An 11,179-nucleotide genomic window follows, 5' to 3' on the forward strand; every position below is an offset into this window, starting at 1 on the left:
CGTAATCGTGACCATCGTTGTGAGTCATAGCCGGCGTTGGACGATATTGGTCCAAGGTCAACACCTTAGCCGCTATGAAAGCCCCATAAAAGCGGTACGCTAAAATCAGAATACACGCGGAGGCAATAACTAAGTAAATACCATTCATAACCATATAAACACCTCCAATTGTTTGGTGACATGGAGTATATGAAATTTCTGATAAAAACTTATGTTTCCATGCCACTTTGGCTAGCAAAAATGTTAGTACTTACACATTCATTGTATAACTAATCATGGGAGTGTCAATTACTATTTAATCATTTTAAAAGCCCACTATAACTTAAAAGCATAGCAAAAAGGCATCCTCCGCATAGGAGAATGCCTTAATAAGTGTAGAAAATAGCTTATATCTATAGTCTCACCACGATACCTGCTTCGTGGAGAGCCTTCTTAATATCTTTTATTGTTAACACTTTATCGTGTAATAAAACACCTGCAAGGGCGCCTGTTACATTAGTTTTTGTAAATAAATCCACAAAATGTTGTACATTACCTGCACCGCCGAAAGCAGTTACTGGCACATCTACTACTTCAGCTAATGCTTGGTATAATTCAATATCAAAGCCAAGGCCTGTACCATGTCTATCGATGCTTGTTACCAACAATTCACCAGCACCGCGTTCTACAGCCTCTTTCGCCCATTCAAGGGCATTTCTACGTTGCCCAGATTCACCTGCCGTACCGTGTCCATACGCGTACCATACCTTTTCAAAAGGATTGTATTTTACATCAAGACATACTACGATGCCTTGGTTACCGAACTTCTTAGCACCTTCTGTAATAAGCTCTGGATTAGCCAATGCTGCGGTATTGATAGAAATCTTATCCGCACCAGCTTTCATAAGTTGCGTCATATCCTCAACAGAAGTGATACCACCACCAACAGTGAGTGGCATGAATACCTTGTCGGAGGATTTAAGAACCATATCTGTGAAAGTTTTGCGGCCCTCTGTTGTAGCCGTAATATCTAATAATACAAGCTCATCAGCGCCTTGTATTTCATAACGTTCTGCACATTCTACTGGATCCCCTGCATCAACCATATCACGGAATTGTACGCCATTCTGTACGCGGCCATTCGCCACGCTAAGGCAAGGGATAATACGTTTTGCTAACATTCAGTCGTCCTCCTATTTTTTTGATTCTGCGTAAGATTCTGTAATATTACCAAACGTACGCAACAAATTCAGACCTACGATACCACTTTTTTCAGGATGGAATTGCATTCCATACACTCTGCCACGTTCAACTACGCCAGGCACATCGATACCATAGTTAGCCGTGGAAATGATATATTCCGGATCTGTATCTACATAATAGGAATGAACGAAATAAGTGTATTGATCGTCTACATTACTAAAAGGACTATCTTGATGATGAACTACATTCTTGTTCCAGCCCATGTGAGGCACACTGAGACCAAGATCACGAGGAATTTCTTTTACCTTGCCAGGAATAAGACCTAAACCTGGAGTTGGACCGTACTCTTCGGATTCCTCAAATAATAGTTGCATACCTAAACAAATGCCTAATAGTGGAATTTCACGCTTTACTACTTCATGAAGTACATCGACTAAGCCGCGTTCTTTTAGAACTGCTACTGCCGATGCATACGCGCCTACACCTGGCAAGAGAACGCCATCAGCGTTTAATATAACCTCAGGATCCGCTGTTAGCACTGCATCGATGCCGATGTAGGCAAAAGCTTTCTGGACGTTAAATGTGTTCCCTGCGTCATAATCTATAATGGCAATCATAATAAACTCCTTTCAACCGCCTTAATGAGCCCTAGAGAAAATACTAGGGCTCAAACATTCACGCATTCACGTTGTTTTCGATATATATATTCGTCAAAGGAAAAAAAAATTCCTGCCTATAAATTGCGTAAAAGCTAAACTCCATTCTATAGAATGAAATTCGATATCAAAACAGTCAAATCATTAGTAATTATGATAAATTTTGCCTTTATTTATTCACAAATTGTTTTAATATGTGGCGCATTACATCTCCATCTTGAGCCATAGGAATAGTAAGGCGTAGCCAACCTTCTCGTTGACCTCGGCGCACTTGATACCCTTCCTTTAACCACGCATCAGCGAGGCCATCTGTATCTTCATCAGGAGCCTCAAAGAATATAAAGTTCGCTTCACTCTTGTAGTAGTGAATGCCTAACTCATCAAATAAAGTTTCCCATTTAGCCCGTTCCTCTGCATTTTGGGATACTGTTCTCGCTAAAAACTGTTGATCGTCGAAGGCTGCTTCTGCGGCCACTTGGGACAAGGTATTGAGATTATAAGGCAACCGAATGGTTTGCATGTAGTTAGCTAATTCTAGTGGTGTCATCATGTAGCCAACGCGATAATTAGCAAGGCCATATGCCTTAGAGAAGGTTCGCATGATCGCTACATTTGGGAACTCATCTAATAAGGCGCGTGCTGTAGGAACTGTTACAGATGTAACGAAGTCAATATACGCCTCGTCTACGATAACTAACGTTTCCTTTGGCACTGCTACTACGAATTTACGAATGTCTTCTACGGACTCATAGGTCCCTGTTGGGTTATTAGGGTTACAAATCCACACAAGGCGTGTTGTGTCATCTATAGCTTTCAACAATGCGGCGAAATCATAATGACCTGTTTCAAAATCCGCCTCAATTTCACGAATTTCTGCACCTTCTACAAGGCCATTTAAAGCGTACTCAGAAAAAGCTGGCACGCTCACCACAATGGAGTCACCAGCAGTAATCAAGGTTTTATTGACCATGGCGATAACCTCATCAAGGCCTACACCGATAACGAGTTGCTCAGGTTGTACCTGCCAATAATCAGCTAATTTCATGCGCAAATCGGTGGCGTTCCCATCGGGGTAATAGTTAGCATCATTATGTGTAACATAGCTAAGGATAGCCTCTCGCACCAACGGGGAAGTGCCGTATGGATTTTCATTGGCAGATAAACGCACCAATCGGTCCACACCGAGGCGCTCCTTTACCGCCGCAGCGGGCTCCTCAGGTATATAAGGTTTTAACGTGCGAATTATCTCTTTCATAAGCTATCCTTTCTAAGTATTTTCTTAATGAAGTACATTATAAATTCGTAATCTCTGGACGATCTGTAGTCTTGCTTACTACCCCTTCACGGCTCGCAAGTTCTGCCTCAATGGCTTCGTAAGGAATATTTTTCTCTGCCAATAATACGAGCAAGTGATACAACACATCTGCTGTTTCGTAAATTAATTCTTGTGGGTCTTCGTTTTTTGCAGCGATAACAACCTCTGTCGCCTCTTCGCCTACCTTTTTCAAGATTTTATCGAGCCCTTTATCGAATAAATAATTCGTATAAGAACCTTCCTTAGGCTCAGCCTTGCGGTTCTTAATAATTTCGTATAATTCGTTCAATGTTTGCTGTGCCATATATAACTCCGTTACATCTCTTATAATTTATATCCTATGGGGCTTATCTTATGCTTCTACATCATTAAAGAAACAGCTTGTGCGCCCCGTGTGACATGCAGGACCTTCCGGCTTAACTTGAATGAGCAAGGTATCACCATCACAATCGAGGGCCATACTCACCACATGCTGCACATTGCCACTGGTACCGCCCTTGTGCCACAACTCTTGACGAGAACGGGACCAAAACCACGTTTCCTTCGTCTCTAATGTTTTGTGAAAGCTTTCTTCGTTCATCCACGCCACCATGAGGACGTCCTTTGTGTCCACATCTTGTACAACCGTCGGCAACAAACCATTTCCTTTTTCAAAATCTGGTTTCATATTGTAATCCTTTAATACAAGTAATCTTTTCTTAATTCAATATTTTATTTACTACCGTTACCATACTGTAGATATTTACGCCCTTTGCCATACTCTAATTATTTACAATACTTTTATCGTACTGTAATACCGTGAGCGCGTAGTTCTTCTTTAAGATCAGGGATTTTTATTTCTCCAAAGTGGAAAATAGATGCCGCTAAGGCTCCTGTAACACCGGTTTGTTCAAAGAGGTCTACAAAGTCTTGTACCTTACCAGCCCCGCCAGAGGCAATGATAGGCACATTTACAACGGACTCTATGGCCTTATAGAGTTCAATATCAAAGCCAGATTTAGTGCCGTCCTTGTCCATGCTCGTTACAAGCAGCTCTCCAGCTCCACGAGACACGGCTTCCTTAGCCCAATCGAGGGCTTTCCATTCGGTGCGCTTACGACCGCCGTGGGTGTACGCATACCATTCACCGGTTTCTTCGTCTGTTTTCACATCGATGGCTACTACCATACATTGATTGCCAAACTTTTGAGCTCCTTCGGTGATAAGCTCAGGATTAGCAAGCGCTGCAGAATTCAAAGATACCTTGTCAGCGCCAGCTTTCAACAAAGCCGTCATATCCTCAACGGTCTTGATACCACCACCAACGGTGAGCGGCATAAATACCTGGGAAGAAAGCTCTTGCACTACGTCGCGCATGGTTGTCCGTGCATCAACGGTAGCCGTAATATCTAAGAATACTAATTCGTCAGCCTGTTGCTGTTCATAGGAGGCCGCAATATCTACGGGGCCACCTACATCTACGAGGTTAACAAAGTTAACCCCTTTTTTAACGCGCCCATCATCCACATCAAGGCACGGAATAATCCGTTTCGCTAACATAATTCTACTCCCCACTAAATGTTATCAATCTATTTCATCGGTTATGCTAAACAACACATGTTGTAAATACTACAGGAATAGCATCAGCAATATAATTACCGTTGATTGTACTCGGCAATTTCCTCTAATGTAATCGTTCCTTCATACAAAGCCTTACCAACGATGCTATCCATAACACCTTTGGCTTCAAGGGATTTAATGTCTTCTAAATTACGAACGCCCCCAGAAGCAACGATGCATGCCGTAGGGAATTCTTTTTGCAAATTGCCAAGCAAATCCTCGTTAGCGCCTTGCATGGTACCATCGCGGTCCACATCGGTAACGATAAAGTACTTTGCACCGCCTTCAACCATGGCACCGATTAAATCGGTCATAGGCACATCGGATTGATCGAGCCAACCTTCAGCAGCGACCTTGCCATTTTTACCATCTACGCCGATGACGATGCGCTCTGCACCGTATTCAGCAATCACTTGTTTGGTAAGTTCTGGATTTTTAAGTGCTACGGAGCCTAGAATAACGCGATCAACGCCTAAACCTAAATAAAGGTCAACAGCCGCTTTATCACGGATACCACCGCCAATTTCAAGGATGCCTGTGAAAGCTCCACGCACTGCTTTTACAATGTCTACGTTAACAGGTTTTCCCGCCTTAGCACCATCTAAATCGACGAGGTGTAGGGCCCCAACCTTGGCTGCTTCATATTGTTTTGCTTGGTCCACTGGATCAGGATTGATAACCGTTTCCTGTGCGAAGTCACCTTTATAGAGGCGAACGCTGCGACCATCTTGTAAATCTATAGCTGGAAAAATCATAGGTTCTCCTTTATTCAATGACTATATTAAATAACGCCCTTTGTAGAGTTTACCCCTTGAATATCTGGGTTAATCGTAACGGCCTTGCGCAATGCACGACCTGTAGCCTTAAACATGCTTTCAATGATGTGGTGCGTGTTGCGACCATATAGATTACGAACATGTAAATTCATAGCAGCACTCATAGCAAGGGCTTGGAAGAAGTCCTCCACTAGTTCAGTTTCAAAGTTGCCACCTAAAACAGGAGTGCTCCATTCACCTTGGAATACGAGGTACGGACGACCGCTCAAATCGATGACAACTTGTGTTAACGCTTCATCCATAGGAACCCATGCATCACCGTAACGCTCGATACCAGCCTTATCGCCTAAGGCTTTCACCAGTGCCTGACCTAATGCCAATCCGATATCCTCAACAGTGTGGTGAGCATCTACGTATGTATCGCCCTTTGCCTCTACTACAAGACCAAAGCGCCCATGTTTCGCCAGCAGCGTCAACATGTGGTCAAAAAAGCCAATTCCTGTGGAGATGGAGCTCGTTTGTGCCCCATCAAGGGTAAGTTCTACTGTAATATCTGTTTCTTGAGTGGTGCGTTGCACCGTACCTGTGCGTATCATAACGACCTCTATACCTCAAATCTATTTTTATAATTAGTATTCAATCTATATTTTATATATGTATATAAATATAGATGCCAAATCTATTTTCTACTATTCTTTATAAGCTATTTTTCAAAACGTACTTCGATAGCTCGAGCATGTGCTTCAAGGCCTTCTGTACGAGCTAATGTAGTAATGTGTGTTGCCACTTCTTCTAATCGTTCTTTTGTGAATTGTGTAAAGGATGTACGTTTCACGAAATCATATACACCAAGTGGAGATGAGAAACGTGCTGTACCACTGGTAGGCAACACGTGATTTGTACCGCCTAAGTAATCGCCCAATGGCTCAGATGCATAAGCGCCGAGGAATACAGAGCCTGCATTTTGAACGAGGCTCATATAGCTCATCGGATCAGGCAATTGGATTTCCAAATGCTCTGGCGCCACTTCATTCATTACCGTAAACATATCTTCAACGCTGTCCATAACGGCAATATAACTGTTATTTTCAACAGCAGGACGAGCGATGCTTTCACGAGGTAATAATTTCAATTGACGTTCTACCTCATCAGATACGGCATTTGCTAGGCTTTCACTAGTAGTAACCATAATGGCGCGCGCACGAGGATCATGTTCCGCTTGGGACAAAAGATCCGCAGCGAGGTGAACTGGATTAGCACTATCGTCAGCAATGACGCCAATTTCACTAGGGCCCGCAATCATGTCGATATCAACTTGACCGAACACTTGGCGTTTTGCAGTGGCTACGTAAATATTGCCAGGACCTACGATTTTATCAACCTTTGGAATGCTTTCCGTACCATACGCAAGGGCCGCCACGCCTTGAGCGCCACCTACTTGGTATACCGCATCAACGCCAGCAAGTTTTGCGGCGCCCAATACAGCAGGATTAATACCATCCTTTTGAGGCGGTGTGACCATAACGATTTCTTTAACGCCTGCAATTTTAGCTGGCAATGCAGTCATGATAATAGTAGAAGGATACGCTGCTGTGCCACCAGGAACATAAAGACCAACGCGAGCCAATGGAATCACCTTTTGACCACGGATAATGCCTGGTGTATCCATATCTACGAAACCTTGCTCAATTTCACGGCTGTGAAACTCAGTAATATTAGATTTTGCCTTTAATAAAGCAGCTTTTAAATCATCAGACAAGGACTCATAGGCAGCGTCGATTTCCTCTTGAGGCATCTTGAAATCCTCGATGGATACACCATCAAATTTTTCAGAGTATGCCTTTAACGCCGCATCACCATTGGTACGAACGTCGGCTATGATATCGTACACGCGGCGTTCAATTTCCATGTCGGTAGTTTGTTGTGTATAATCTCGTACGATACTGAGCATCGCCTCTAATGATTCCTTATAAATTTTCATCAAATGTCCTTCTTCCTACTTGAGCTGTCAATATCACTAGTTAAATATAGGATTCGCTCTACTTCTTATTTATTAATTGCTTCTGAAAGCTGATCTATGAGTTTAAAAATGGTGTTTCTCTTTTGTTTTAGTGCCAATGGGTTAGCCACTAAGCGTGTAGATATGGGCTGTAACCAATCGAAGATTTCTAAGTTGTTCTCACGCAAGGTTGTGCCCGTTTCTGTAATATCTACGATGGCATCTGCTAGCCCTACTAACGGCGCCAACTCAACGGAGCCTTCAATTTTGATGATTTCCACATCTTGAGCTCCAAAGTACTGTTTCGTAATGGTTGGGTACTTTGTGCCGATACGTTGACGACGACCTTCTTTAGGATCATAACCCGCAAGAGAGGCCAAGATAAATTGGCATTTACCAGTTTGTAAATCTAGCATTTCATAGCTTGTATCGTCTTGTTCATCTAGTACATCACTACCAACGATACCGAGGTCTACAACGCCATTCTTCAAATATGTCGTTACATCAGGGCCTTTAGCGAGGATAACCTCTATAGCATCGCCCAACGGAATGATGAGCTTACGCGCTTTGTTGCGCAATGGCTCACAATCTACGCCACAGGACTCCAAGAGAGGAATGAAATCCTTCTCTACGCGGCCCTTTGTAAGAGCGATACGCAATTTACCATTATCTTGATTGTTGCTTTCACCATTCAAGGTCACATCGGTCAACACGTCGATGTTAAAAGCCATGCCAACCGCAGGCATCGGCGTGCCATCAAAGCTAGATAGCAAGCCGTCATAGCGGCCGCCACTGACGATGTATTGGGACACACCGTCCACATAACCTCTAAATGTGAGGCCTGTGTAATAGGATTGAAGTGGCTCTGTAGACACGTCAATGCGAACCTGTTGACCTGTTTGAGCCACTTGGTTGGCCATGTCTACGAGATTATCAAGAATCCGTTGCGCCGCTGCAGGCAAGATAATTTGGTTGAGCTCATCCTTAATATCTCGGACCGTACCAAACAAGCGAGGCCATACAGTTAAGAACGGATATAACGCACTATTTTTAAAGTCGGAAATCAACTCGTTATAGCGCGGTAAATATTTAGTAAACAAAGCCTCTAATAGCTCTGTTTTTTCCTCGTCGCTAAGACCAAGCACATCGGTAATAGCGCGGGAGAAACGAGCATCTCCAATTTCTAATAGTAAATTATTACCGAGCTGAGTTTCATTTACCTCTTTAATAATGGAAAAGCACTCTTGCTCGGCTTCAATGCCTTCATAGCCTACCATCTCGATGCCGCCTTGTGTTACTTGGTTCACATCACCGCGGTGCTTTTTATTTTTCATGAACACATCGCCTAAGTAATAGAACGTACGAGGTAGTTCAATATTAGTAGTCGCCAAAAAACGACCGATTGGCATGGTCAAATCAGGACGAATTACGACGGACTCATCAGAACTATCCATGAACTCGTACATATGCTGACCGCGCCCCATTGCATAGCCATTGAATACATCCTTGTACTCCACAAGCGGTGTAGAGATCTTTGTGTACTGGCGGCTACGACATAGACCGAGCACATATTGGCTCACATCATCCTTGCGCTCCGCTACGGCCCCTATATCATCACGGAATCCCGTAGGTAATTGCTGCTGTACCATCGTAAACATCCTTTCTATCATTTCATTTCTCATATCTGTGAAAGCCCCTCATAACAAATACTTAATGAGTTATTGAGGACTTCAATTTTCTATGAGAAAAAATTTACCTATATCGATACTTTTCTATTTTATCACTTTATCTGGTTAAAGTATGAAATTATAATATAACGGTTCTATAGAATTGTCAATAGAACCGTTAATATTTCATATATTTACTATATATATATCTATTTAATTACATCCATATGTAGAAGATCTACATCGTTATAGACTAAATTTGTTATTTCAAACTTATCATTTACGGTAAAACAGCCTTTTATTTCATTATATGAAAAAACATAACCACTCATGCTTTCACCACGAATAGAAACAACAGACATAGGCTCAACTACCGCATCAATAGGTACCGCATGACGTCCTAGTTGATCTATTACAAACTTAGCTTGTTCTCTGTCACATGCCAAAATTTGCCCCAAATCATATATGGCTTGATTTTTCTTTTCATTCCATTCATCATACTTCTTGCGTTATCTAATGTTATAGAATATACCAATAAGTATAATAAGAGTTAGAATTTTAAGTATTATCTCCATACATTCTACTCCTCTAAAATGCCTAATCAGCTAACACACTAAAAATTCATAAAAATAATTACAGTTACACAGACTAGCATATACGGAATAAAATAAAGATAAAGCATGTTAGCAGAACGACATAAACGTTCTTTTTCAGAAACCGACAATCCTGTAACCGCTTTAGCAACTTTATTTCTAGAATAAATATCACCTAATACAGCCAATAAAAAGATTACTACTAATACTCTTGTTCCCCACAAGGTAGGGCCCCAAGGAATTACAGTATATGCTACCACAGCAAGACCTTTTATTAACTGAAAAATTTTAATTTCTAAACTCTTCTTTAAATCAATATTGTTTAATCGAAAAGACTGCACTTTAAAAACATCGAATAAGTATATGATAAATACACAAATTATTATATATGTTGCCGCACTATAATTCATATTATCTCCCATTATATTAATCGATTAGGTGAAGCAACCTTTTAGCCCCAAACTCGTTCTATATCCGCTACGCTATGTGCATCAGAGCCCAATACAAATGGTACTCCGATGACAGCAGCCATGCCTTGAATAAAACGGCTTGGGTACATTTCACGGCAGTCTTGTTTAAAGAAACCGCTCATGTTGTAGTCTAGTTCGCGACCTTGTACGCGCATGATATGCAAAATATCGCTTACCACTTGCGCATTACGACGATCTAAGTGATGTTCAAAACCAAAGTGATGTTGGTATTTTTTAATCAAATCAAAGTGACCAATGCGTTTTGGTGTGTATTCGCCAAGGTCAGCACGCACGGCTTGGCGCACGGTGGAGTAATATTTGTAATATAACTCATATTGCTTTTCGAGCCACGGACCAAAGCCCTTTTCAAATTCTTCAGGGCTATAGTCTAAGCAGTAAAATGCATTATTAACGCCTTCCATGAAGTGAACAGACAAAATATTATCATCCGTCAACGGGCCATAGCGGTCGAGGAACTCTTGAATATCTGCCTCAAAGCCTGGAATGTAATCGACTTCAAAACCGAGGGAGATATCAATATGTGTGCCATAAGCACGTTGTAATTGACGACCTAGTTCTAAGTAGGTATCAACCTGGTTTAACTTCAAAGACGCTGTGTCATAGGCCTTTTGATCACCACCGTATTCAGCTACAAAAGCCTTTGGCAACGGCGCATGCTCTGTAAGGCATACCTTTTCAATGCGCAACTCGATGGCCTTTTCAATCATCAATGCAGTTCGGTCCCCACTACCATGTGGACACAATTCTGTATGCACATGACCATCTACAAGACGGCTGCGATACTTGCTGTATCCAACGAACTGCCGTTCATCTTTCATGTTCATTCAATCACCCTATTCGCCCTAACCCTTGGCGAACCCTTATCTATCATCTGTATATTATTAGTCTTTACTTTAATATC

Annotated in this window: 14 protein-coding genes; all 14 read right to left on the reverse strand. The window is 42.0% G+C overall.

Features of this window, described 5'->3' with window-relative positions:
- A partial coding sequence (locus tag Q0F90_RS04240; protein ID WP_296003673.1) for a carbon starvation CstA family protein occupies nucleotides 1-154 on the reverse strand: 154 nt, incomplete at its 3' end.
- Between the two features lie 238 nt (nucleotides 155-392).
- Nucleotides 393-1,160: an imidazole glycerol phosphate synthase subunit HisF gene (hisF, locus tag Q0F90_RS04245; protein ID WP_296003650.1), complete on the reverse strand. Its 768-nt coding sequence runs from the start codon at nucleotides 1,158-1,160 to the stop codon at nucleotides 393-395.
- Nucleotides 1,161-1,172: 12 nt separating this feature from the next.
- The gene (gene hisH / locus Q0F90_RS04250) at nucleotides 1,173-1,799 is read right to left on the reverse strand and encodes an imidazole glycerol phosphate synthase subunit HisH (protein ID WP_296003653.1); all 627 of its coding nucleotides are present in this window, start codon (nucleotides 1,797-1,799) and stop codon (nucleotides 1,173-1,175) included.
- Between the two features lie 208 nt (nucleotides 1,800-2,007).
- Nucleotides 2,008-3,093 carry a histidinol-phosphate transaminase gene (gene hisC, locus Q0F90_RS04255; RefSeq protein WP_296003655.1) on the reverse strand — a complete coding sequence of 362 codons (1,086 nt, stop codon included), beginning with the start codon at nucleotides 3,091-3,093 and terminating at the stop codon, nucleotides 2,008-2,010.
- Between the two features lie 37 nt (nucleotides 3,094-3,130).
- Entirely contained in the window at nucleotides 3,131-3,457 is a 327-nt protein-coding gene (gene hisE, locus Q0F90_RS04260) for a phosphoribosyl-ATP diphosphatase (protein WP_296003656.1), read from the reverse strand.
- Nucleotides 3,458-3,505: 48 nt separating this feature from the next.
- Complete coding sequence (gene hisI, locus Q0F90_RS04265) at nucleotides 3,506-3,820, reverse strand: phosphoribosyl-AMP cyclohydrolase (RefSeq protein ID WP_296003659.1); 315 nt, start codon at nucleotides 3,818-3,820, stop codon at nucleotides 3,506-3,508.
- Between the two features lie 113 nt (nucleotides 3,821-3,933).
- Nucleotides 3,934-4,692: an imidazole glycerol phosphate synthase subunit HisF gene (gene hisF, locus Q0F90_RS04270; RefSeq protein WP_296003661.1), complete on the reverse strand. Its 759-nt coding sequence runs from the start codon at nucleotides 4,690-4,692 to the stop codon at nucleotides 3,934-3,936.
- A 95-nt stretch (nucleotides 4,693-4,787) separates the two neighbouring features.
- Complete coding sequence (hisA, locus tag Q0F90_RS04275; protein ID WP_296003663.1) at nucleotides 4,788-5,507, reverse strand: 1-(5-phosphoribosyl)-5-[(5-phosphoribosylamino)methylideneamino]imidazole-4-carboxamide isomerase; 720 nt, start codon at nucleotides 5,505-5,507, stop codon at nucleotides 4,788-4,790.
- Nucleotides 5,508-5,533: 26 nt separating this feature from the next.
- Nucleotides 5,534-6,124: an imidazoleglycerol-phosphate dehydratase HisB gene (gene hisB / locus Q0F90_RS04280; RefSeq protein ID WP_296003665.1), complete on the reverse strand. Its 591-nt coding sequence runs from the start codon at nucleotides 6,122-6,124 to the stop codon at nucleotides 5,534-5,536.
- A 107-nt stretch (nucleotides 6,125-6,231) separates the two neighbouring features.
- Complete coding sequence (hisD, locus tag Q0F90_RS04285) at nucleotides 6,232-7,509, reverse strand: histidinol dehydrogenase (RefSeq protein ID WP_296003666.1); 1,278 nt, start codon at nucleotides 7,507-7,509, stop codon at nucleotides 6,232-6,234.
- A gap of 65 nt (nucleotides 7,510-7,574) precedes the next feature.
- Nucleotides 7,575-9,176: an ATP phosphoribosyltransferase gene (gene hisG, locus Q0F90_RS04290; protein ID WP_296003675.1), complete on the reverse strand. Its 1,602-nt coding sequence runs from the start codon at nucleotides 9,174-9,176 to the stop codon at nucleotides 7,575-7,577.
- 227 nt (nucleotides 9,177-9,403) lie between these two features.
- Complete coding sequence (locus Q0F90_RS04295; protein ID WP_296003668.1) at nucleotides 9,404-9,640, reverse strand: hypothetical protein; 237 nt, start codon at nucleotides 9,638-9,640, stop codon at nucleotides 9,404-9,406.
- Nucleotides 9,641-9,807: 167 nt separating this feature from the next.
- Nucleotides 9,808-10,197 (reverse strand): hypothetical protein, encoded by a 390-nt coding sequence (locus Q0F90_RS04300; protein ID WP_296003669.1) that lies wholly within the window; start codon nucleotides 10,195-10,197, stop codon nucleotides 9,808-9,810.
- Between the two features lie 41 nt (nucleotides 10,198-10,238).
- Nucleotides 10,239-11,102, reverse strand: a complete 864-nt coding sequence (gene hisJ, locus Q0F90_RS04305; RefSeq protein ID WP_296003671.1) for a histidinol-phosphatase HisJ — start codon at nucleotides 11,100-11,102, stop codon at nucleotides 10,239-10,241.
- Nucleotides 11,103-11,179 lie beyond the last annotated feature (77 nt).

The sequence above is a fragment of the uncultured Veillonella sp. genome, assembly GCF_934190855.1.
GTDB lineage: Bacteria > Bacillota > Negativicutes > Veillonellales > Veillonellaceae > Veillonella.

What these genes read in the sequence shown, in the direction of transcription:
- hisF (WP_296003650.1), bottom strand. Translation starts at nt 1,160, where the DNA reads ATGTTAGCAAAACGTATTATCCCTTGCCTTAGCGTGGCGAATGGCCGC.
- Q0F90_RS04300 (WP_296003669.1), bottom strand. Translation starts at nt 10,197, where the DNA reads ATGAATTATAGTGCGGCAACATATATAATAATTTGTGTATTTATCATA.
- hisD (WP_296003666.1), bottom strand. Translation starts at nt 7,509, where the DNA reads ATGAAAATTTATAAGGAATCATTAGAGGCGATGCTCAGTATCGTACGA.
- hisJ (WP_296003671.1), bottom strand. Translation starts at nt 11,102, where the DNA reads ATGAACATGAAAGATGAACGGCAGTTCGTTGGATACAGCAAGTATCGC.
- hisC (WP_296003655.1), bottom strand. Translation starts at nt 3,093, where the DNA reads ATGAAAGAGATAATTCGCACGTTAAAACCTTATATACCTGAGGAGCCC.
- hisG (WP_296003675.1), bottom strand. Translation starts at nt 9,176, where the DNA reads ATGGTACAGCAGCAATTACCTACGGGATTCCGTGATGATATAGGGGCC.
- hisA (WP_296003663.1), bottom strand. Translation starts at nt 5,507, where the DNA reads ATGATTTTTCCAGCTATAGATTTACAAGATGGTCGCAGCGTTCGCCTC.
- hisH (WP_296003653.1), bottom strand. Translation starts at nt 1,799, where the DNA reads ATGATTGCCATTATAGATTATGACGCAGGGAACACATTTAACGTCCAG.
- hisF (WP_296003661.1), bottom strand. Translation starts at nt 4,692, where the DNA reads ATGTTAGCGAAACGGATTATTCCGTGCCTTGATGTGGATGATGGGCGC.
- hisE (WP_296003656.1), bottom strand. Translation starts at nt 3,457, where the DNA reads ATGGCACAGCAAACATTGAACGAATTATACGAAATTATTAAGAACCGC.
- hisB (WP_296003665.1), bottom strand. Translation starts at nt 6,124, where the DNA reads ATGATACGCACAGGTACGGTGCAACGCACCACTCAAGAAACAGATATT.
- hisI (WP_296003659.1), bottom strand. Translation starts at nt 3,820, where the DNA reads ATGAAACCAGATTTTGAAAAAGGAAATGGTTTGTTGCCGACGGTTGTA.